The organism is Streptomyces sp. HUAS ZL42, assembly GCF_040782645.1.
Classification (GTDB): Bacteria; Actinomycetota; Actinomycetes; order Streptomycetales; family Streptomycetaceae; genus Streptomyces.
The window spans coordinates 7,540,377-7,561,073 of sequence record NZ_CP160403.1; the positions used below are offsets into that span (position 1 = coordinate 7,540,377).

The 20,697-nt window shown below is 69.8% G+C and carries 22 protein-coding genes and 2 pseudogenes; 13 read left to right on the plus strand and 11 right to left on the minus strand.

Features of this window, described 5'->3' with window-relative positions:
- Window positions 1–86: 86 nt before the first annotated feature.
- Window positions 87–1,241, plus strand: coding sequence for a right-handed parallel beta-helix repeat-containing protein (locus tag ABZO29_RS34340; RefSeq protein WP_367324080.1), 1,155 nt, complete (start codon window positions 87–89; stop codon window positions 1,239–1,241).
- Window positions 1,242–1,345: 104 nt separating this feature from the next.
- On the opposite strand, the pseudogene ABZO29_RS34345 reads toward ABZO29_RS34340, so the two are convergent.
- From ABZO29_RS34345 to ABZO29_RS34360, 4 genes and pseudogenes are all read right to left on the minus strand, one after another.
- A pseudogene (locus ABZO29_RS34345) lies at window positions 1,346–1,735 on the minus strand (polysaccharide lyase family protein); the annotation flags it as partial.
- 10 nt (window positions 1,736–1,745) lie between these two features.
- Window positions 1,746–1,946 (minus strand): annotated as a pseudogene (locus tag ABZO29_RS34350) (pectate lyase); the annotation flags it as partial.
- Between the two features lie 81 nt (window positions 1,947–2,027).
- Window positions 2,028–2,888: a hypothetical protein gene (locus tag ABZO29_RS34355; RefSeq protein WP_367324081.1), complete on the minus strand. Its 861-nt coding sequence runs from the start codon at window positions 2,886–2,888 to the stop codon at window positions 2,028–2,030.
- Complete coding sequence (locus tag ABZO29_RS34360; protein ID WP_367324082.1) at window positions 2,885–3,451, minus strand: SigE family RNA polymerase sigma factor; 567 nt, start codon at window positions 3,449–3,451, stop codon at window positions 2,885–2,887. The genes ABZO29_RS34355 and ABZO29_RS34360 overlap by 4 nt, the downstream gene beginning before the upstream one ends.
- 271 nt (window positions 3,452–3,722) lie before the next feature.
- Here ABZO29_RS34360 and ABZO29_RS34365 point away from each other — a divergent pair, with 271 nt between their 5' ends.
- Window positions 3,723–5,174 (plus strand): NCS2 family permease, encoded by a 1,452-nt coding sequence (locus ABZO29_RS34365; RefSeq protein ID WP_367324083.1) that lies wholly within the window; start codon window positions 3,723–3,725, stop codon window positions 5,172–5,174.
- A gap of 159 nt (window positions 5,175–5,333) precedes the next feature.
- Here ABZO29_RS34365 and ABZO29_RS34370 read toward each other — a convergent pair whose 3' ends face one another.
- The 3 genes from ABZO29_RS34370 to ABZO29_RS34380 all read right to left on the minus strand — a co-directional run bounded on the left by ABZO29_RS34370 (window position 5,334) and on the right by ABZO29_RS34380 (window position 6,822).
- Entirely contained in the window at window positions 5,334–5,480 is a 147-nt protein-coding gene (locus tag ABZO29_RS34370; RefSeq protein ID WP_367326441.1) for a hypothetical protein, read from the minus strand.
- A gap of 91 nt (window positions 5,481–5,571) precedes the next feature.
- Window positions 5,572–6,045 carry a GNAT family N-acetyltransferase gene (locus tag ABZO29_RS34375; protein WP_367324084.1) on the minus strand — a complete coding sequence of 158 codons (474 nt, stop codon included), beginning with the start codon at window positions 6,043–6,045 and terminating at the stop codon, window positions 5,572–5,574.
- 3 nt (window positions 6,046–6,048) lie between these two features.
- The gene (locus tag ABZO29_RS34380) at window positions 6,049–6,822 is read right to left on the minus strand and encodes an IclR family transcriptional regulator (protein WP_037743746.1); all 774 of its coding nucleotides are present in this window, start codon (window positions 6,820–6,822) and stop codon (window positions 6,049–6,051) included.
- 152 nt (window positions 6,823–6,974) lie between these two features.
- Here ABZO29_RS34380 and ABZO29_RS34385 point away from each other — a divergent pair, with 152 nt between their 5' ends.
- From ABZO29_RS34385 to ABZO29_RS34415, 7 genes are all read left to right on the plus strand, one after another.
- Window positions 6,975–8,504: an aldehyde dehydrogenase (NADP(+)) gene (locus ABZO29_RS34385; protein ID WP_367324085.1), complete on the plus strand. Its 1,530-nt coding sequence runs from the start codon at window positions 6,975–6,977 to the stop codon at window positions 8,502–8,504.
- A 54-nt stretch (window positions 8,505–8,558) separates the two neighbouring features.
- The gene (locus ABZO29_RS34390; RefSeq protein ID WP_367324086.1) at window positions 8,559–9,167 is read left to right on the plus strand and encodes a DUF1349 domain-containing protein; all 609 of its coding nucleotides are present in this window, start codon (window positions 8,559–8,561) and stop codon (window positions 9,165–9,167) included.
- A 37-nt stretch (window positions 9,168–9,204) separates the two neighbouring features.
- Entirely contained in the window at window positions 9,205–9,708 is a 504-nt protein-coding gene (locus tag ABZO29_RS34395; protein ID WP_367324087.1) for an N-acetyltransferase family protein, read from the plus strand.
- 75 nt (window positions 9,709–9,783) lie between these two features.
- A complete protein-coding gene (locus tag ABZO29_RS34400) occupies window positions 9,784–10,500 on the plus strand; it encodes a DsbA family oxidoreductase (RefSeq protein ID WP_367324088.1) in 717 nt (238 codons plus the stop codon).
- Window positions 10,501–10,596: 96 nt separating this feature from the next.
- Entirely contained in the window at window positions 10,597–11,649 is a 1,053-nt protein-coding gene (locus ABZO29_RS34405; RefSeq protein ID WP_367324089.1) for an aminotransferase class V-fold PLP-dependent enzyme, read from the plus strand.
- A gap of 56 nt (window positions 11,650–11,705) precedes the next feature.
- Window positions 11,706–12,311, plus strand: a complete 606-nt coding sequence (locus ABZO29_RS34410) for an RNA polymerase sigma factor (RefSeq protein WP_367324090.1) — start codon at window positions 11,706–11,708, stop codon at window positions 12,309–12,311.
- A 52-nt stretch (window positions 12,312–12,363) separates the two neighbouring features.
- Window positions 12,364–13,374 (plus strand): maleylpyruvate isomerase family mycothiol-dependent enzyme, encoded by a 1,011-nt coding sequence (locus tag ABZO29_RS34415; RefSeq protein WP_367324091.1) that lies wholly within the window; start codon window positions 12,364–12,366, stop codon window positions 13,372–13,374.
- Window positions 13,375–13,449: 75 nt separating this feature from the next.
- Here the strand turns inward: ABZO29_RS34415 and thpD are convergent, their stop codons facing one another.
- The 4 genes from thpD to ectA are packed head-to-tail and all read right to left on the minus strand — an operon-like array spanning window position 13,450 to window position 16,567.
- Window positions 13,450–14,337 (minus strand): ectoine hydroxylase, encoded by an 888-nt coding sequence (gene thpD / locus ABZO29_RS34420; protein ID WP_367324092.1) that lies wholly within the window; start codon window positions 14,335–14,337, stop codon window positions 13,450–13,452.
- Window positions 14,338–14,343: 6 nt separating this feature from the next.
- On the minus strand, window positions 14,344–14,742 hold the full coding sequence (locus ABZO29_RS34425; protein WP_367324093.1) for an ectoine synthase: 399 nt from the start codon (window positions 14,740–14,742) through the stop codon (window positions 14,344–14,346).
- The gene (gene ectB / locus ABZO29_RS34430) at window positions 14,739–16,034 is read right to left on the minus strand and encodes a diaminobutyrate--2-oxoglutarate transaminase (protein ID WP_367324094.1); all 1,296 of its coding nucleotides are present in this window, start codon (window positions 16,032–16,034) and stop codon (window positions 14,739–14,741) included. Before ectB ends, ABZO29_RS34425 begins: the two co-directional genes overlap by 4 nt.
- 26 nt (window positions 16,035–16,060) lie before the next feature.
- Window positions 16,061–16,567 (minus strand): diaminobutyrate acetyltransferase, encoded by a 507-nt coding sequence (gene ectA / locus ABZO29_RS34435; protein ID WP_367324095.1) that lies wholly within the window; start codon window positions 16,565–16,567, stop codon window positions 16,061–16,063.
- A gap of 528 nt (window positions 16,568–17,095) precedes the next feature.
- Here ectA and ABZO29_RS34440 point away from each other — a divergent pair.
- From ABZO29_RS34440 to ABZO29_RS34455, 4 genes are read left to right on the plus strand one after another with little or no spacing between them, the layout of a single operon-like run.
- The gene (locus ABZO29_RS34440) at window positions 17,096–17,947 is read left to right on the plus strand and encodes a transporter substrate-binding domain-containing protein (RefSeq protein WP_367324096.1); all 852 of its coding nucleotides are present in this window, start codon (window positions 17,096–17,098) and stop codon (window positions 17,945–17,947) included.
- Window positions 17,944–18,777 (plus strand): amino acid ABC transporter permease, encoded by an 834-nt coding sequence (locus ABZO29_RS34445; RefSeq protein ID WP_367324097.1) that lies wholly within the window; start codon window positions 17,944–17,946, stop codon window positions 18,775–18,777. Before ABZO29_RS34440 ends, ABZO29_RS34445 begins: the two co-directional genes overlap by 4 nt.
- Window positions 18,774–19,577: an amino acid ABC transporter ATP-binding protein gene (locus ABZO29_RS34450; RefSeq protein ID WP_367324098.1), complete on the plus strand. Its 804-nt coding sequence runs from the start codon at window positions 18,774–18,776 to the stop codon at window positions 19,575–19,577. The genes ABZO29_RS34445 and ABZO29_RS34450 overlap by 4 nt, the downstream gene beginning before the upstream one ends.
- 10 nt (window positions 19,578–19,587) lie before the next feature.
- The gene (locus ABZO29_RS34455; RefSeq protein ID WP_367324099.1) at window positions 19,588–20,685 is read left to right on the plus strand and encodes an amidohydrolase family protein; all 1,098 of its coding nucleotides are present in this window, start codon (window positions 19,588–19,590) and stop codon (window positions 20,683–20,685) included.
- The last annotated feature ends 12 nt before the right edge of the window (window positions 20,686–20,697 follow it).

Sequence of the window (20,697 nt, forward strand, 5' to 3'; positions counted from 1 at the left end):
GCCACGGTGGCGACTGGTGTGCAGAAACGGGCCGGGGCGGCCCCTCCGGCCCGTTTCGTCCCCACCTCCTAGGAAAGGAACGCCCAGTGCTACTGAGCACCGGACGCCACCGCAGGACGCGGACCCTGTCGATCGCCGCGGCCGTGGCCATGGCCGCGTGCGCAGGCGGCGTCTACCTCGGCCTGTTGAACGGCGGAGCGCAGGCCGCCTCGACCACGGTCACCGTGTCCACCACCGCACAGCTGGAGTCGGCCGTGAAGAACGCGGCCGCCGGCACCGTCATCCAGGTCCGCGGGGGCACGTACTATCCGACGGCCACCCTCAAGTCCACGGCCAGCGGCACGAGTTCGGCCCGCATCACGCTTCAGGCCCACGGCAGCGAGAAGGTGAAGATCGACGGCTCCAAGCTGCCGGCCGGCTCGTGGCTCGCCGGGATCTACGGCAGCTACTGGACCGTCCAGAACCTCACCTTCCAGAAGTCCCCGGCACAGGGCTTCGTCGTCACCTCGTCCACCGGTGGGATCTTCAAGAACCTGGTCACCGCCAGCAACGGCGACTCCGGGTTCACGCTGCGCGGCGACAACACGGTCAACAACCTCGTGCAGAACCTGGACAGTTACGGCAACTACGACGCCGCCAACCACGGTCAGAACGCGGACGGCATCGCCATCAAGTTCGGCTCCGGCACGGGCAACAAGATCACCGGCGCGCGCCTGTACAACAATGCGGATGACGGGCTCGACCTCTGGCAGTTCTCCTCGTCGCTCACCATCGACCACTCCTGGGCCTTCGGCAACGGCAAGAACCGCTGGAACGACTCGGCCTTCGAGGGCAACGGCAACGGGTTCAAGCTGGGCGGCGGTGGCGTCGCCGTCGCCCACGTCGTCAACAACAACGCCGCCTGGGACAACACGCTGAACGGGTTCACCGAGAACTCCAACACCGGGGCGATCGTCCTCAACCGGAACACCGCGTACTCCAACGCGCAGGCCGGCTTCTACTTCGCCACGGGCAAGGCGCGACTCGCGCGGAACCTGTCGGTGAGCAACAAGGGCGGACTGTCCAAGCTGGGCAGGTCCACGGTGTCCGCGGCCAACAACTGGGACAGCGGGGTGAGCACGCCTTCGTTCAAGTCGACGGACGCGACGACGACGTACGGCGCGAGGAAGTCGGACGGGTCGCTGCCCGCCACCGCCTTCCTCACCACGGGCTCGACGGCCATCGGCTCGACCATGAACTAGGGCGCCGGCGCATGGAAACGCCCCCGTCGGCCGTCACCGACGGGGGCGTTTCTCGTGCCGGCCGGGTGGGGGCTCCAGCCGGCCTGCCGGCCTTGAGGGGGGACTCAGGCCAGCAGATCGATGCAGTCGAACGAGGTGCCCGCGCTGAGATGGCCCGAGCCGCCCGAACCACTGACGACGTCGATCTTCAGGACGTTGTACCGGGAGGTGTCCGTCTTCCATGCACTGGAAGGGACGCTGAAAGTGAACCTGTGGTTGTTTCCCCGGTACGAACCCGTGGTGAGGGAGCGGGTGGCGGGCTGGGTGGGGGCCGCGGGGATGGCTGAGACCCAGCCGTTCACCGTCACGCGAGGCCGGCCGTTGGCGAACGCGTCCGTCACGCCGATCCGGAGGGTGTGCGCGGCGGCCGCCTGCTCCTTGGTCAGCTTGAAGTGGACCAGGACGCCGTTGTTGACGTCCTTCCAGATGTAGGCCGGGAAGGACGCGGTGTCGTTGCCGCCGCCGCCCCGACACCTTGATCGTCGACGACACGGCCTTGCTGCCGTTGGCGGTCGGCCAGGAGGACGCGGCGCCGGCGGAGGAGAGCATCGTCGTGGTGAAGATCGCCGCGCCCGTGATGCCGAGGGCCGCGGTGCCCGCGATCGCGGCCCGCCGTCCCGTGACCCGGCGGCGGTGGCGGATGCGTTGTTCGGCTCGTGCAGTCATGCCCATTCCTTGCGTGGGGGAGGATGCTTGCGTCTCCTGGTCGCCACGCGCGGGGAAAGGGTTGCCGCGTCTCCGGATTTTTTACGAGTCGCCCGCGGAGCCGGACTGGGCCGCGAAGTCGCCGCCCACCGAACGCTGCTCGCCGTCGGCGGTGGCCGTGATCGTGTAGCTGTCGCCCTTGGCGTCCCGGCCGCCGCGGTCGTGGTTGTACTGCCCCGCGAACACCCAGTCGCCCGCCTGGGCCGTACGGCCCTCCTTGAGCACCCAGGTGTAGACGAGGAAGCCGTCCTGCTCGGTGACCGTCAGGGTGAAGTCCTGCTCCGGCAGGGAGCGCCAGGCGCCGGCCGAGGAGACCCCGCCCGTCTGCGCGATCTTCAACTGCACGGTGAGCGCGGTCAGTTGCGCCGACGTCTTGAGGGTGACGTTGCTCTGCGCCCAGAACTCGTTGCTGTGCGGGTCCACCGAGCCGTCCGACCACAGCGGCCCGTCCTCGACGCGGTCGACCGGCGGCAGCACGCTGACGGAGGTGGAGGGCTTGGACTCGGGAGTGGGTGAGGAGGACTTGCTCGGCCTGGGCGAGTTCTGCGCGGCGCCGGAGCTCGGCGTGGGACGCTGCGAGGCGGGCGGGCGGTGCGTGGCATCCGGTGAGTGGACCGGCGTCGGGGAGACCGCGACCGTCTGCTGCTGCGCGGGTTCGTCCTTCACCGCGGACGCCACCGCGTATCCGCCGACCGCGAGCATGCCCGCGACCGCGGCCGTGGCGCTCACGATCCGCGCCCAGCCCCACACCTGCGGACGCGTGGCCCGGTGGTCGGCGCGGGTCTGCTCGGTCATGCCGCGCTCGATCCGGGCCAGGATGCGGGCCCGGTCCGGTTGGTGCGCCTCGGCCGCCTCGTGCAGCCGGGCGCGCAGCTCGTCGTGCACGTCCCGCTGCATCGTCATCGGTCCCTTCCTCCGGCCTCACCGGTGCGCGCCATCGCGGCATGCATCCGTAGCGGAGCCTTCTGTGTGCCGAGCAGCTTCTGCAGCTCGGCCATTCCCTTTGAGGTCTGGCTCTTCACCGTACCCACCGAGACCCCCAGGGCGAGTGCGGTGTCCTTCTCCGAGAGGTCGAAGGCGTGCCGCAGCACCACGCAGGCCCGTTTGCGGAACGGGAGTCTACGCAGCGCGGACTGCACGTCCACAACACCTGCTATGTCGGGGTTTTCGGTGTTCTCTTCGCGTTGCGACCAGAACAGTGCGATCCTGCGGCGCTCCCGGACGGCACTGCGGATGCGGGTGCGGGCCAGGTTGGCGACGACGCCGCGCGCGTACGCCACCGGGTGATCGGCCGCGCGCACCCGGTCCCAGCGGTGCCACAGCGCGAGGAGCGCGTCCGCCGCGAGGTCGTCGGCGGCGTCCGCCTCGCCGGTCAACATGTGGGCGAGCCGCGCCAGTTCGGCGTGATGGCGTTCGAAGAAGGCATGGAACTCCACGGAGGCGGCGTCGTCGACGACTGTGCCCACGGGTGACCTCTTCTCGATACGGATTCCGGCAGGTGACCGGGGTTGTCTGCGCTGTGTCATGTGAATGACATGAGGACATCCCGGGGAGATCTCGGGACGAGATCCGGAAGCGTAGCAGTGATCAATGACGGGGGATCGTACGGGGCTTCGAACACCGTATGGTCGCGCGAACCTGATTCCGTAACACGGGGAAAACCTGAAACGGGTTCAACGGGGGAACAATCCAGCCAGCATCCGCACACCGATCATTCAGGCAACAAGGAGCGTCCCCATGTCCGCATCGCAGAAGGTGGCCGACCGGGCGGGTTCCGCGCCCCCGGGCGTGAACAGCGTCGACCGGTACTTCAAGATCTCCCAGCGGGGATCCACCTTCGGCCGTGAGATACGCGGCGGCTTCGCCACGTTCTTCACGATGGCCTACATCCTTGTCCTGAATCCCATCATCCTGGGCAGCGCCAAGGACAAGTTCGGCCACCAGCTCGACACCGTCCAACTCACCACCGCCACCGCCCTGGTGGCCGCGGTCATGACGATCATCATGGGCGTCGGCGGCAACCTGCCCCTCGCGCTCGCCGCCGGCCTCGGGCTGAACGCGGTCGTCGCCTTCCAGATCGCCCCGCTGATGAGCTGGGACGACGCGATGGGACTCATCGTCCTCGAAGGCCTGCTGATCTGCGTGCTGGTGGTGACCGGACTGCGCGAGGCCGTCATGCACGCCATCCCGCAGGCGCTCAAGCAGGCGATCAGCGTGGGAATCGGCCTGTTCATCGCCTTCATCGGCTTCGTCGACGCCGGATTCGTCAGCCGCATCCCGGATGCGGCGGGCACCACCGTCCCCGTGCAGCTCGGCGGCGCCGGCGCCCTCACCGGCTGGCCCGTCCTCGTCTTCTGTCTCGGTGTGCTGCTGACGATCGGTCTGCTCGCCCGCAAGGTCAAGGGCGCCATCCTGATCAGCATCGTCACCATGACCGTCGTCGCGATCGTCATCAACTCGATCGCCGACATCAAGACCTGGGGCCTGACCACACCCGCCTGGCCGGACAAGGTCGTCGACACCCCCGACTTCGGACTCATCGGCCACTTCAGCCTGTTCGGCGCCTTCGGCGAGACCAGCGCCGTCACCGTCGTCCTGCTGGTCTTCACGCTGATCCTGTCCGACTTCTTCGACACCATGGGCACGGTCGTCGGCATCAGCGCGGAGGCGGGCCTCCTCGACGAGGAGGGCAAGGTGCCGGGCCTCGGCCGGGTGCTGCTCATCGACGGCGCGGCCGCGGTCGCCGGCGGTGCGTCCTCCGCCTCCTCCGCGACCTCCTACATCGAGTCGGCGGCCGGCGTCGGCGAGGGCTCGCGCACCGGCTTCTCCAACCTGGTCACCGGCGGCCTGTTCGCCCTCGCCCTGTTCCTGACCCCGCTGCTGACCATCGTCCCGCTGCAGGCGGCCGCGCCCGCGCTCGTCGCGGTCGGCTTCCTGATGATGACCCAGGTCAAGAACATCGACTGGGACAAGTACGAGATCGCCATCCCCGCGTTCCTGACGATCGCCGTGATGCCGTTCACGTACTCCATCACCAACGGCATCGGCGCCGGCTTCCTGGCGTACGTGGTGATCAGGACGGTGCTGGGCAAGGCGAAGGACATCCACTGGCTGCTGTGGGGGGCCTCGGCGCTGTTCGTGGTGTACTTCGCGATCGACCCGATCGAGCAGATTCTGGGCGTCAGGTAAGCGCTGCTAAGGGGCGGCGGGGCCGCATCGATATGCGGCACCGCCGCGCGGGCGCGATCAGCCACGGACGGCCCGCAGTTGATCGCGCAGCCCAGGCTCAGTTCTCCAGCGCCGCCTGCATCATCGCCTTGGCAACCGGTGCCGCCAGGCCATTACCGCTCACCTCGGAACGATCGCGTTGCGCCGGTTGTCCTTGTCTTCCGCGAGGGCCTGGCCGTCGTAGAACTGCACCCAAGTGGCCATGACGAGCAGAGCGAACGCGAGGAGCAGCGCGAAGACGGACGCCCGCCTGATCGTCTTGTTCATCCCGGTCAAGAGGACGAGCGGGACGGCGGGGACCGTTCCCCTCCGCCCGCTTTCTCATCGAGCGTTCATGTACGCCTCATGTGCGACGGCCTCAGGCGTCGAGCGTCAGCACGACCTCGTCGATGTTCTCGCCCCGCGCGTGCGCGTATCCCGTGGTCCGGGCGGTGACCCGGAAGCCGCACTTCTCCAGGACGCGCCGCGAACCCGCGTTGTCCGCCGCCGCCCGCGCGTACAGCGGACGCTCCGGCACCTCGGCCAGCAGGCCGCGCAGCGCGGTCGTGGCCAGGCCCCGGCCCCAGTAGGCGCGGTCGATCCAGTACGTGACCTCCCGCTCGCCCGGCTCGCCGTACACCGACGCGCTCCCCACGACGTCCCCGTCGGCGAGGACCGTCCGCGCCACTATGTCGGCGGACGCCCGGATCCGCTTCCAGTGCGCTTCGAAGGCATCCCGGTCCCTAGGGTCCGGCGGGGTGAACGCCGCCATCCGGACGGCCTCCGGGTCGTTCATCATCCGGAAGAAGACCGGCAGATCGCTGTCGTGGACCTCGCGCAGAACGACATTCACAGGTCAGAGCCTCCGGGTGGCGAGTGTGAGACGGTCACGCGCGTCGAACAGGGCGTCCTTCACCATCTGCTCGTGCGCCGGGGTCAGGCGCGCCACCGGCACCGAGCAGCTGATCGCGTCGCGGGCCGGCGTGCGGTAGGGGATGGCCACGCCGAAGCAGCGCAGGCCCAGCGTGTTCTCCTCGCGGTCGACGGCGAAGCCCTGCTCCCGCACCTGGTGCAGCTCCTCGATGAGCTTCTCCCGGTCGGTGATCGTGTTCTCGGTGAGAGCGGGGAGCGTCTCCGGGAGCATCTTGCGGACCTGCTCGTCCGTGTACGTGCTGAGCAGCGCCTTGCCGAGCGAGGTGGAGTGGGCGGGGAGGCGGCGGCCGACCCTGGTGAAGGGGCGCAGGTAGTGCTGGGACTGGCGGGTGGCCAGGTAGACGACGTTCGTGCCGTCGAGCCGCGCCAGGTGGATCGTCTCCGTCGTGTCGTCCGACAGACGGTCCAGGGTCGGGCGGGCCGCCGCCACCACCTCGTCGCCGTCGATGTACGACGTGCCGACGAGCAGCGCCCGTACGCCGATGCCGTACCGCGTGCCCGTGGCGTCCGTCTCCACCCAGCCCAGCTCCACGAGCGTGCGCAGCAGCATGTACAGGCTGGACTTGGGATAGCCGACCGCCTCCTGGACCGCCGCGAGGGAGTGCATTCCGGGTCGTCCGGCGAAGTACTCGAGCAGCTCAACCGTCCGTACGGCGGACTTGACCTGCGCCCCGCCCCCCGTCTCGCCTGCCGACATCGGCCTTGACCCCTTCGTTCGACGCGAAATAGTCTCCGACAGCATATTCATCATCAGAGACAGTGTTCAGTATATCGAACATCCCTGGTGGATGACCTAGTAACTGCGGTATTGCATGCGGCATTACGGCATCGACGTGAAAGGGACCTGCGGTGGCAGCAGCACCAGTCTGGAGTGTCGACCCCCGTACCGGGAAGCAGCGTGAACAGGTTGCGGTGGAGGCCACAGTCCAGGAGGTGGACGCCGCCGTCCGCGCCGCGCACGACGTGCGCGGCTCCCTCGCCGACCGTTCGGTGCGCTCGGCGTTCCTGCGCGCCGCCGCCGCGCGGCTCGAGTCCGCCAAGGACCAGCTCGTCGAGGCCGCCGACGCCGAGACCGCGCTCGGCCCGGTCCGCCTGACCGGCGAGCTCGCCCGCACCTGCTACCAGCTGCGGGCCTTCGCGGACATCGTCGACGAGGGCGCCTTCCTCGACGTGGTGATCAACCACCCCGACGACACCGCCACCCCGCCCGTCCCGGACCTGCGCCGCTACAAGGTGCCGCTGGGCGTCGTGGCCGTCTACTCGGCCTCCAACTTCCCCTTCGCCTTCTCGGTCGCCGGCGGCGACACCGCGAGCGCGCTTGCCGCGGGCTGCCCGGTCGTCGTCAAGGCCCACCCCGACCACCCGGCCCTGTCCGAGCTGGTCGCCAAGGTCCTGCGGACGGCCGCCGCCGAGCACGACATCCCCGCGGAGGTCGTGGGCCTGGTGCACGGCTTCGAGGCCGGCGTCGAGCTGATCAAGCACCCGCTGGTGTCCGCGGCGGGCTTCACCGGTTCGATCCGGGGAGGCCGCGCCCTCTTCGACGCGGCCGCCGCCCGGCCGGTGCCGATCGCCTTCCACGGCGAGCTGGGCTCCCTCAACCCCGTGGTGGTGACGGAGGCCGCGGCCGCCGAGCGCGCCGAGGCGATCGGCGCCGGGCTCGCGGGCTCGATGACGCTCGGCGTCGGTCAGTTCTGCGTGAAGCCGGGGCTCGTGCTGGTGCCCACCGGTGCGGCGGGCGACGGGCTGGTCAAGTCGCTGACGGACGCGGTCAGCGACACGGAGTCCGGTGTGCTGCTCGACCACCGCATGCGGGACAACTTCGTCGCCGGGGTCGCCGAGCGTACGGAGCTTGCCGACGTGGAGTCGCCGGTGACGCCGGGCGCGGGCGGCGAGCACACCGTGAGCGCGGGCTTCCTGACGGTGCCGGCGAGCCGACTGGCGTCCGAGAGCGAGTACGACCTTCTCCTCGAGGAATGCTTCGGGCCGGTGACCGTCGTGGCCCGCTACGAGGACGACACCGAGGTACGGGGTGTGCTGTCCCGGCTGCCGGGGAACCTCACCGCGACCGTTCACCTGTCCGCGGAGGAGGCGGCCGGTGAGGGGCGTGGCGCGGAGATCCTCGCGGAGCTGACGCCGCTTGCGGGGCGTGTGCTGGTGAACGGGTGGCCGACGGGAGTTGCGGTTGCCCCGGCTCAGCATCACGGAGGGCCGTACCCGGCGACCACGTCGACGTCCACGTCTGTGGGCGGTACCGCCATCGAGCGGTGGCTGCGGCCGGTTGTCTATCAGAACGCTCCGCAGGCGCTGCTGCCGGTGGAGCTTCGCGATGAGAACGCGCTGGGGCTGCCCCGCCGGTTCAACGGGCAGCTGGAGCGGTAGCGTCGTAGCCGCGTGCCCCTGAAGGCGCACAACTGAACCTGGGATAATCAGGTAATGGACGTCGAGCTTCCCGAACTTCCCTTTCCCCTCCGTACCTATGGTCCCGACGGGCACTGGTCCTACGAGGACGGTGTCCTCACCGGGTGGGCCGGTTCCCGGCAGGACCGGTTCGTGCCGCCCACCGGTGACGGGCTCGACCCCGCCTCCGACGCGCCGCGTCTCCTGGGGGCTCCCGAAGGGGAGTTCCAGTTGATCGCCCGCGTCACCGTCGGGTTCAACGCCTCCTTCGACGCCGGGGTGCTGTACGTCCATGTCGGTGAGCGGGCCTGGGCCAAGCTCTGTCTGGAGTACTCCCCGGATGTGCCCACCGTCTGCACGGTGGTCACACGGGGGCACTCCGACGACGCCAACTCCTTCACCGTGGAGGGGAGTTCGGTGTGGCTGCGGGTCAGCCGCACCGGGCGCGCCTTTGCCTTCCACGCCTCCCGCGACGGCGAGCGCTGGACCTTCGTCCGGCTGTTCACGCTGGGCGACGAGAAGGAGACGGACGACGCCCTGGTCGGTTTCATGACCCAGTCGCCGATGGGGGAGGGGTGTGTGGTCACGTACGACCACCTGGAGTTCCGGCCTGCCTGGCCGGACGACCTCAGAGACGGAAGCTGAACGGAACCGGACCGCCCGGCCCCTCGTCCTCCGTTGCATGATCAGTGAGCGAGCGACCGCAGGCCGAGTGATCCGTACCGCCGTGCCCGCCGAGGTGGAGGCCGTCGTCGCCCTGCATGCGCGAGCTCGGGCGACGTACCACCCGCACGGGGCCCCGCAGGAGGGCACCGACTGGCTCGCCGACTGGCGCGCGGCCATCGAGCGGCCCGACGGGCATGTGCTGTGCGTGGTCGTGGAGGGCCGGATCGTCGGCCTCGCGTCCTTCCGCACCCCGGAGGGCTGCGCGCCGGACACGGTCAAGCTGTTCCAGTTCCACGTCGACCCCGGCCACTGGCGCTCCGGCGTCGGCACGGCCCTGCACACGGCCTGCGTCGAGGAGTGGCGCGCCGACGGCCGCCGGACCGCCCTGCTCGACGTGCACGTCGACAACCGGCGCGCCCAGGCCTTCTACGCCCGGCAGGGCTGGGTCCCGGACCCGCGGAACCCGCCGGCCGAGGGGGACCACCACCTGCACCTGCGCTTCTCCGTGCCCGGGGAATGATCCCGGCTGCTTGAACGTTCATGTACCCGGCGGAGGGAGTCTCCGTACCCGTACGACCTGGAGAGAGCCGAGAGCATGCGCGTCGAGATCTGGTCGGACATCGCCTGTCCGTGGTGCTACGTCGGCAAGGCCCGCTTCGAGAAGGCGCTCGAGGCCTTCCCCCACCGCGACCGGGTCGAGGTGATGCACCGGTCCTTCGAACTGGACCCCGGCCGCGCCAAGGACGACGTCCAGCCGGTGATCACCATGCTCACCCGCAAGTACGGCATGAGCGAGGCGCAGGCCCTGGCCGGTGAGGACAACCTGGGCGCGCAGGCGGCCGCCGAGGGTCTGGACTACCGCACCCGGGACCGCGACCACGGCAACACCTTCGACATGCACCGTCTGCTCCACTTCGCCAAGGAGCAGGGCCGGCAGGACGAGCTGATCCAGATCCTGTACCGGGCCAACTTCGCCGAGGAGCGGTCCCTCTTCTCCGAGGGTGACGAGCGGCTGGTGGAGCTCGCCGTCGAGGCCGGTCTCGACGCCGACGCCGCCCGCAAGGTGCTCGCCGACCCGGCCGCGTACGCCGACGAGGTCCGCGCCGACGAGCGCGAGGCCGCCCAGCTCGGTGCCAACGGGGTGCCCTTCTTCGTCCTCGACCGCAAGTACGGCGTCTCCGGCGCCCAGCCCGCCGAGGTCTTCGCGCAGGCGCTGACCCAGGCGTGGGGCGAGCACTCGCCCCTGAAGCTGATCGACGACGGCGGCGCGGACGCCTGCGGCCCGGACGGGTGTGCGGTGCCGCAGCACTGAAACGCCCAGGTCAGGGCCGATCCATAAGCGTTGTTTAGGGAAACCACGTAAAAATCCGCAATGGACTATGGCTTCCGGGGGCCGCACAGTGGACCCATGGAGACCTTCGAGAGCCTCGTCCGTGCCGAGTTCGCCCCGAAGAACACCTACCTGAACACCGCGAGCAGCGGGCTGCTTCCGGCCCGTACCGTGACCGCTTTGCGGGAGGCCGTGCGGCTGCGGGCCGAGGGCAGGCCGCTGGACCCGCTGTTCGCCGACGTGGAGGCGGCCCGGTCCGCCTTCGCCCGGCTGGCCGGCGTCCCGGCCGCCCGGGTGGCGGCGGGCGCCTCCGTCGCCGCGCACACCGGGCTGGTCGCGGCCTCGCTGCCCGCGGGCGCCGAGGTCCTGACCGCCGAGGACGACTTCGCCTCCGTCGTGAACCCCTTCCACACCCGCGGCGACCTCAAGGTGCGGGCCGTGCCGCTGGAACGGATCGCCGAGTCCGTCCGCCCGGGCACCGCGCTCGTCGCGGTCAGCGCCGCACAGTCCGCCGACGGCCGGATCGCCGACCTGCCCGCACTGCGGGAGGCCGCCCGCGAGCACGGCACCCGTACGTACGTCGACTTCTCCCAGTCCGCCGGCTGGCTGCCGATGGAGGCCGGCGCCTACGACTACGCCGTCTCCATCACCTTCAAGTGGCTGCTCGGCCCGCACGGGGCGGCCTTCCTGGTCGTCCCGGAGGACTTCGGCGGACTGACGCCGGTGCTGGCCGGCTGGGTCGCGGGGGAGACCCCCTGGGACAGCTGCTACGGCCCCGTCACCGAACTCGCCCACTCCGCCCGCCGCTTCGACGTGAGCCCCGCCCTCTTCGCCTACGCCGGTCTGCGCCACTCCCTCGCTCTCGTCGAGGAACTCGGCGTGCACGCGGTGCACGCCCACGACCTGGCCCTCGCCGACCGCTTCCGCGCGGGACTCGCCAGGCTCGGCCACGCACCCGTGCCCGCTCCCGGCTCGGCGATCGTGTCCGTGCCCGGACTCGGCCACCGCCAGCCGGAGTTGAGCGCGGCGGGCATCGAAGTCTCCAACCGCGCGGGCAACTTGCGCGCTTCCTTCCATCTGTACAACACCACCCAGGACGTCGATCGCATCCTGGACGTCCTGTCTTCCTGAACCACTGGCGCGGACTCCGCCGGGACGCTAGGAAAGGCACCAGGGGTGGTGGTGCCGTGGAGTCCACGGGCGATACGTCCGTACAACCGACCGCCGACGCCGAGCTGCACCGGCGGCTCGTGTACGGCGACGAGTCCGCGCTGGCCGAGGCGTACGCGGCGTACGGCGGGCTGGTGCGACGGGTCGCCGTGCGGGTCACCCACAGCGCGGCGGCCGCCGAGGACGTGGCGCAGGAGGTCTTCGCCCAGCTGTGGAGCAGGCCGTACGCCTTCGACGCGAGCCGCGGCAGCCTGCGCACCTGGCTGTCCATGGTCGCGCACCGGCGGGCCGTGGACTGGGTGCGCAGCGAGGCCCGGCACCGCAAGGACGCCGGCGCCGACGACTCGGCGCTGCAGGCCATGCCCGCGCCCGGCCCCGGCCCCGACGAGGCCGTCGTCGACCGTGAGCGCTCCCTGCTCCTGCACAGCGCCCTCGCCGAACTCCCGCAGCCGCAACGGGAGGTCGTGCACCTCGCCTACTTCGCCGGCCGGACCTACCGGCAGGCAGCCGCAGACCTCGGCATCCCCGAGGGCACCGCCAAGACCAGGCTGCGCACCGCCCTGCGCACCTTGGCGGAGACTTTGGCCGACCCGCCGGACCCCGCGCTGGAAAGAGGCGCATGATGGCGACAGGGTGTCGGGCAGGGTGTCGGGCAGGGGAAGGAGGTGGGGTGCGGTGAGCACCGAGCACGACGGCGTACGGGACCTGCTGGCCGCATGGGCCTTCGGTGCCCTGCCACCAGCCGAGGAGCGGACGGTCCTCCCCCACCTGGCCGAGTGCGACAGCTGCGCGGCGGAGGCGGCACGGCTGCGGGACACGGTGGGCCTGCTGGACGGGCCGACGCCGGGCGGGTCCGCTCCCGGCGGCCCCGCTCTCGATGCCGTCCTGTCCGTCGCCGTACGGGCGCGACCCGCCGTACCGCGCGTGGCCGAGCACGCCGCCCCCTACGCCGCCGCGGTGTCCGCGCTGAGGGTGCTGCTCCCCGAGGCCGCGGGCCGCTGGACGACGCCGGTCGTGCACGACTGGGACGTGCACGCGACCGTCGCCCACCTCATCGCCGCCGACGAGCAGCTGGCGGAGTTGCTGGGTCTCGCCGCGCGGGTGCCGCCCTCCCGGATGCCCGAGGGAACCGGTCCGGACGACGCCTGGAACCGGCGCACCGCCGACGTCATCGCCCACGAGCGCGGCCGTACCCCCGAGGAGACCGTCGCCGCCTGGTCCGCGCAGGCGGCCGGCCTGCTGGCCACACCCGAGGCCCGGGACCACGAACGGGCCGCGCGGGCCATGACGTTGATGGGCCTACGGCTGCCCGTCGCCGAACACTTCCTGGTGCGCGCCTTCGAGACGTGGATCCACACCGACGACATCGGCCGCGCCCTGGGCCTCACCGTCCCGCCGCCGCCCGAGGAGCATCTGGGGCGGCTGGTCCGGCTCGCGGTACGCATCCTGGGCGCGGCCCTCGGACCCACCGCGCCGCCGGTCCTCTTCGCGGTCGAGGGTGCGGACGAGTGGGTGCTGGGTTCCGCGGACGAGCCCGTACGGGCCGAACTCGCCCTGGATCCAGTCGACTTCTGCCTGCTGGTCGGCGGACGGTACGCGCCGGACGCGGTCCCGCGCACCGAGTCGGGGGACGCGGGGGTCGTACACGACGTGCTGGAGCGGGCGGCGTCACTGTCGTGGCTGTGACGGCCGCCCGCTCCGGAGCGGGACTTATCCAACCGGCGTGAAGTCCCGTGCTCCGATGCCCCGGTCGAGCGCGGCTTACGTCACCGGAGTGAAATCCCTGGCTCCGATGAACGCCGGCCTGCGCACCGGTGCCGCGAAGGGCTCGACCGCCTGGTTCTCCACGCTGTTGAACACGATGAACACGTTGCTGCGCGGGAACGGTGTGATGTTGTCGCCGGAGCCGTGCATGCAGTTGCAGTCGAACCAGGTCGCCGAACCGGCCCGGCCCGTGAACAGCTTGATGCCGTACTGCGAGGCCATGGCGGTCAGCGCCTCGTCCGACGGGGTGCCGGCGTCCTGCATCTGCAGCGACTGCTTGTAGTTGTCCTTCGGCGTGGCCCCCGCACAGCCGAGGAAGGTGCGGTGCGACCCCGGCATGATCATGAGGGCGCCGTTGGTGGCGTAGTTCTCGGTCAGCGCGATCGACACGGACACCGTTCGCATGTTGGGCAGGCCGTCCTCGGCGTGCCAGGTCTCGAAGTCCGAGTGCCAGTAGAAGCCGCTGGCGCCGAAGCCCGGCTTGACGTTGATCCGCGACTGGTGGACGTAGACGTCCGAGCCGAGGATCTGCCGGGCCCGCCCGACGACCCGCTCGTCGCGCACCAGCTCGGCGAAGACCCGGCTGATCCGGTGCACTTCGAAGACGGAGCGGATCTCCTTCGACTTCGGCTCGACGATCGACCGCTCGTCGGCACGGATCGCCGGGTCGGTGACGAGCCGCTCCAGCTCCCGCCGGTAGACGGCGACTTCCTCGTCGGTGATGAGCTGCTCGAGGGCGAGGAAGCCGTCGCGCTCGTACGACTGGAGGTCGACGGCCGGGATGGGGCCGGGCGTGTCGGGAGCGCCCCACACGACCGGATCCTGACGCGGGACGGACACTTCGGTCGCGCCTCGGCTGGGGTAGAGATCAGTGGCTGTGGTCATGATCCTTCACACCTCCTCGGTCAGCAGGGGGTAGACACCGTTCTCGTCGTGGTCCTCCCGGCCGGTCACGGGCGGGTTGAAGACACAGATGCAGCGGAAGTCCTCCTTGATCCGCAGCGTGTGCCTCTCGTGCCCGTCCAGGAGGTACATGGTGCCGGGCGTGATCGTGTACGACCGCCCGGTCTCGTTGTCGGTGAGCTCGGCCTCGCCCTCCACGCAGACGACGGCCTCGATGTGGTTCGCGTACCACATGGACGTCTCCGTACCCGCGTACAGAATCGTCTCGTGGAGGGAGAAACCGACCCTCTCCCTGGCGAGGACGATGCGTTTGCTCTCCCATGTGCCGGACGCCGCCTTCACGTGCCGGTCGGTGCCTTCGATGTCCTTGAACGAACGGACGATCACGGTGCTGTACTTCCTCCTTGCTGGACGGTCTCCCTGACGGCACGGGCGAGGACGCGCAGCCCCTCGTCCAGTTCGTCGGGCGTGATGGTGAGGGCGGGCAGCAGCTTGACGACCTCGCTCTCCGGGCCGGAGGTCTCGATGAGCAGCCCCAGCTCGAACGCGCGCCGCGCGACCTGCTCGGCCCGCGCCTTCTCGTGGAACTCCAGGCCCCACACCAGACCCCGGCCCCGGTACTCCTTGACGTCGGCGAGGTTCTCCTCGGTGATGGCGATGAGCCCCTGCTCGATCTGCTCGCCGCGGGCCCGGGTCTGTTTCTCCATCGCCGACCCGTCCGCCCAGTACGTCTCCAGGGCGGCGGTGGCTGTGACGAAGGCGGGGTTGTTGCCGCGGAACGTGCCGTTGTGCTCGCCGGGCTCCCAGACGTCCAGCTCCGGCTTGAACAGGCAGAGCGACATCGGAAGGCCGTACCCGCTGATGGACTTGGACACGGTGACGACGTCGGGCACGATCCCGGCCTCCTCGAAGGAGAAGAACGCGCCGGTGCGCCCGCAGCCCATCTGGATGTCGTCGACGATCAGCAGCATGTCCTGGCGCTCGCACAGGCCGGCGAGGGCGCGCAGCCACTCCGGGCGCGCAACGTTGATGCCGCCCTCGCCCTGCACGGTCTCCACGATCACGGCGGCGGGTTTGTTGAGCCCGGACCCCTGGTCCTCGAGCAGACGCTCGAACCAGAGGAAGTCGGGGACCTTGCCGTCGAAGTAGTTGTCGAACGGCATCGGGGTGCCGTGCACGAGCGGGATGCCCGCCCCGGCCCGCTTGAAGGCGTTGCCGGTCACGGCCAGCGACCCGAGCGACATGCCGTGGAAGGCGTTGGTGAACGACACGATCGCCTCGCGCCCCTTCACCTTCCGTGCCAGCTTCAGCGCGGACTCCACGGCGTTGGTGCCGGTCGGCCCCGGGAACATGACCTTGTACGGCAGGTCGCGCGGCCGCAGCACCAGGTCCTGGAAGGTCTGCAGGAAGGTCCGCTTGGCGGCGGTGGACATGTCGAGCCCGTGGGTGACGCCGTCCCGCTCCAGGTAGTCGATCAACGCCCGTTTGAGCACGGGGTTGTTGTGGCCGTAGTTGAGTGATCCGGCACCGGCGAAGAAGTCCAGGTACGTGTGGCCGTCCTCGTCGTGCATCCGGCTGCCCCGGGCACGGTCGAAGACGGTGGGCCAGCCGCGGCAGTAGCTGCGCACCTCGGACTCCAGGGTCTCGAAGACGCTGAGGTCGGGCTGGGTGATGGTCACGGTGAATCGCTCCTCGGTGTGGGGGGTCAGAGGGAGAGGGGACCGATGCGGTACAGGACTTCGGGGTCGTGCGGACCGTCGGGGAACAGGCCCGTGTCGAACAGGACCTCCCGCTCGACGGTGGCGCCGTGGCGCGCGGCGTACGAGGTGAACAGCCGCTCGGAGGCGGTGTTGCCCGGTGTGATCGTGGTCTCGACGCAGTTCAGCCCGCGCTCGGCGCCGATCCGCGCGGTCAGCCCGTCGAGCAGGGCCGCGGCGAGCCCGTGCCCCCGGTAGGCCGCGTCGACCGCGACCTGCCAGACGAGCAGGGTGCGCGGACGCTCCGGCCGCACATACCCGGTGACGAACCCGACCGGCTCCCCGTCCTCTCTGCGCGCCACCGCCGAGGTGCCGGCGAAGTCACGGCACCACAGCAGGTAGCTGTACGAGGAGTTCAGGTCGAGGGTTACGGAGTCCTTGGCGATACGCCAGAGCGCAGTTCCGTCCGCCACCGACGGGCGGTCGATGAGCAGGTCTGCTTGTGCGGCAGTCATGCGAATTGAATTTAGCGAGGGAAATTCAAAATTGCATGGCCGGTCGGGGTTATGTCGCGGCTGTTCCTGTGTTATCACGCGGGCGCGTGCCGGTGTGCGAGAAGGCGACGAAATGCGGCATTTTATCCCGCTGATAAGCCGCATAACGGTCACCTTGTGGAACGCGTCACAGGGGCGTAACCCTCACGAGACCCACTCGAATTATGCCTGCCATTGTTCGCAGAATCTTTGCGTTTAGGTCGATGGAAAGCGGGCAGAAGAACGCGGGAAGCTACCCTTGAAAGGGAGGGTGAAATAATAGAGCAATTACCTGGAATTCAGACTCGGTCCCCGTCGGTCCAGTGCTCCTTCCAGTCCGGCACCGAGAGGTGCGGCCGGAGGAAGGGCACCGCCAGGCCGGTCGCCCCTTGGATCCCTCCCACTCCCAACTTCTTAGGTCCGGCGGCCCTGCAACCATGGGTTTATTTTGAGGATCTCAAACTTCTCCTTATAATCGGAACCCACAGTTCCCGCATAGGAGGCTCCCCCGTGAAGACGATCCTCGGGCGCCGGGCCCGCATCCTGGCCGCCACCACCGCGACGGCCGGGCTGGTGCTCGTGGCCGGCTGCTCCTCGGACGACAACGGGGGCAGCGGCACGAAGACCGCCGCCGGTGGCGTCGAACTCGTCAAGGCCGGGCAGCTCACCACCTGTACGCACCTGCCGTACCCGCCCTTCCAGTCGGAGATCGACGGCAAGGTGCAGGGCTTCGACGTCTCCCTCATCGACCTGGTCGCCGAGAACCTGGGCGTGAGGCAGGAGATCCTCGACACACCGTTCGAGAACTTCAAGACCGGCGCGTTCCTCAACTCCGGGCAGTGCGACCTCGGCGCGGCCGGCATGACCATCACCGAGGAGCGCAAGAAGAACGTCGACTTCTCGGACCCGTACTTCGACGCCACCCAGGCCGTCCTGGTCGACAAGGACAGCGGCATCAACTCCCTTGCCGACGTGAAGTCCAAGGGTGCGAAGCTCGGCGCCCAGGCGCAGACCACCGGCGAGGACTACGCCAAGAGCAAGGGCTTCGACCCGGTCTCCTTCGAGTCGTCCGACGCCGTCCTCAACGGCCTGCGCTCCGGCCAGGTCAAGGCCGTCATCATCGACTACCCGGTCGTCCAGGGCTGGCTGAAGGACAAGGCCAACGCGGACGCCTTCCAGGTCGCCGACAACCTCAACACCGGTGAGCAGTACGGCTTCACGGTGAAGAAGGGCAACACCAAGCTGCTCGCGGCGATCAACAAGGCGCTCGCCGACGCGAAGGCCGACGGCACGTACAAGAAGCTGTACGAGCAGTGGATCGGCCCGTACGACGAGTCCGCGGCCTCCCCTTCGGCGTCATGACCTCCACGGACGTACAACTCGGCCCGAGGAAAAAGGGACTGACCCGGCGCCAGAGGCGCAGCCTCTCTCGCGGCATCCAGTACCTCGTCTTCGTCGCGGCCGTGATCGCCTTCGCGGTCGCGGCGGACTGGGGGCGGCTGCGCAACCAGTTCGCGCAGAAGGACATCGCGGACCAGATGTTCCCCGACGTCATCACGCTCGCACTGAAGAACACCGTGCTCTACACGGTGTCCGGCTTCGCGGTCGGGCTGGCCCTCGGCATGGTCATCGCGCTGATGCGACTGTCGTCCGTGGGCCCGTACCGCTGGCTCGCCGGGGTCTACATCGAGATCTTCCGCGGCCTGCCCGCCCTGCTGATCTTCATCTTCATCGGTGTCGCCGTGCCCCTCGCCTTCCCCGGCACGGAGATTCCCGGCGGCACCTACGGCAAGGTCGCCCTCGCGCTCGGCCTGGTGGCGGCCGCGTACATGGCGGAGACGATCCGCGCGGGCATCCAGGCGGTGCCCAAGGGCCAGATGGAGGCCGCCCGCTCTCTGGGGTTCTCACCGGCCCGGGCGATGATCTCGATCATCATCCCGCAGGCGTTCAGGATCATCCTCCCGCCGCTCACCAACGAACTGGTCCTGCTCTTCAAGGACTCCTCCCTCGTGCTGTTCCTCGGCGTCACCCTCGAGGAGCGCGAACTGTCGAAGTACGGGCGTGACCTGGCCAGCCAGACCGCCAACTCCACGCCGATCCTGGTCGCCGGCCTGTGCTACCTGCTGGTCACTATCCCGCTCGGCTTCGTCGTACGCCGTATGGAGGCGAAGGCCCAGGAGGCCGTGCAATGAGCCGACCGGAGATCCAGGTCAGGGACCTGCACAAGTCCTTCGGTGACAACGAGGTGCTGCGCGGCATCGACCTGGAGATCGGCCAGGGCGAGGTCGTGTGCGTGATCGGCCCGTCCGGCTCCGGCAAGTCCACGCTGCTCAGGTGCGTGAACCTGCTTGAGGAGCCGACGAAGGGACAGGTCTTCGTCGGCGGCACCGAACTCACGGACCCCGACGTCGACATCGACGCCGCACGCCGCCGTATCGGCATGGTCTTCCAGCAGTTCAACCTGTTCCCGCACCTCACGGTGACCGAGAACCTCACCCTGCCGCAGCGGCGCGTGCTGAGGCGCGACAAGGCGACGGCCGCCCGGGTGGCCGCCGAGAACCTGGAACGCGTCGGCCTGTCGGAGAAGGCGAACGCCTACCCCGCCTCGCTCTCCGGCGGCCAGCAGCAGCGCGTGGCCATCGCCCGGTCGCTGGCGATGGGCCCCGAGGTGATGCTGTTCGACGAGCCGACGTCGGCGCTCGACCCGGAGCTGGTGGGCGACGTCCTGGCCGTCATGCGCATGCTCGCGAACGAGGGCATGACGATGATGGTCGTCACCCACGAGATGACCTTCGCCCGCGAGGTCGCCGACCGGGTGGTCTTCATGGACGGCGGGGTGGTCGTCGAGGACGGCGCCCCCGCCCGGGTCATCGGCAATCCGAGTCACGAACGCACCCGGCACTTCCTCTCCCGCCTCCTCGACCCCGCGATGGCGGAGATCGAGGAGGAGACGTCGGACCAGGTGGGCAAGGCCGGCCCACAGCTTGATTAGGGTGCAGTACATGAGCGATCAGGCGGTGCTGCACATGAAGGGCCGGGTCCTCGTCGGCCCGGACGAGGACCAGGTCCGCGACGAGCTGTGGGTGGTCGACGGCCGGATCTCCTACGACCGCCCCGTCGGCGCCCGTGACATCCGCACCGTCGAGGGCTGGGCGCTGCCCGGCCTGGTCGACGCCCACTGTCATGTCGGCCTCGGCCCGCACGGTCCGGTCGACGAGGACGTGGCGGAGAAGCAGGCCCTGACCGACAGGGACGCCGGCACCCTCCTCATCCGGGATGCGGGCTCGCCCTCCGACACCCGCTGGATCGACGACCGCGAGGACCTCCCGAAGATCATCCGGGCAGGCCGCCACATCGCCCGGACCCGCCGCTACATGCGGGGCTACGCGCACGAGATCGAGCCGGACGACCTGGTCGCGTATGTCGCCCGGGAGGCCCGGCGCGGTGACGGCTGGGTGAAGCTGGTCGGCGACTGGATCGACCGTGAGCTGGGCGACCTGTCGGCCTGCTGGCCGCGGGAGGCGACGCAGGCGGCGATCGCGGAGGCGCACCGGCTGGGCGCGCGCGTGACGGCGCACTGCTTCGCGGAGGAGTCGTTGCAGGACCTGGTGGAATCGGGCATCGACTGCATCGAACACGCGACGGGACTGACGCAGGAGCTGATCCCGCTCTTCGCCTCGCGCGGAGTCGCCATCGTCCCGACGCTGGTCAACATCGCCACCTTCCCGCAGCTCGCGGCCGGCGGTGAGACCCGGTTCCCGCGCTGGGCGGACCACATGCGACGGCTGCACGACCGCCGCTACGACACGGTCCGTGCCGCCTACGACGCCGGCGTGCCGGTGTACGTCGGTACGGACGCGGGGGGTCACCTGGCGCATGGTCTGGTCGCCGGAGAGGTGGCCGAACTGGTGCGGGCGGGCATCCCACGCGTCGAGGCCCTCGCGGCGACCACCTGGGCGGCCCGCAGCTGGCTCGGCCGACCGGGACTGGAGGAGGGCGCGGCCGCGGACCTGGTCGTCTACGAGACCGACCCGCGTGCGGACGTACGGGTGCTGGCAGCACCGCGACGGGTGGTCCTCAACGGACGGATCGTCGGCTAGCCGACGGCCAGC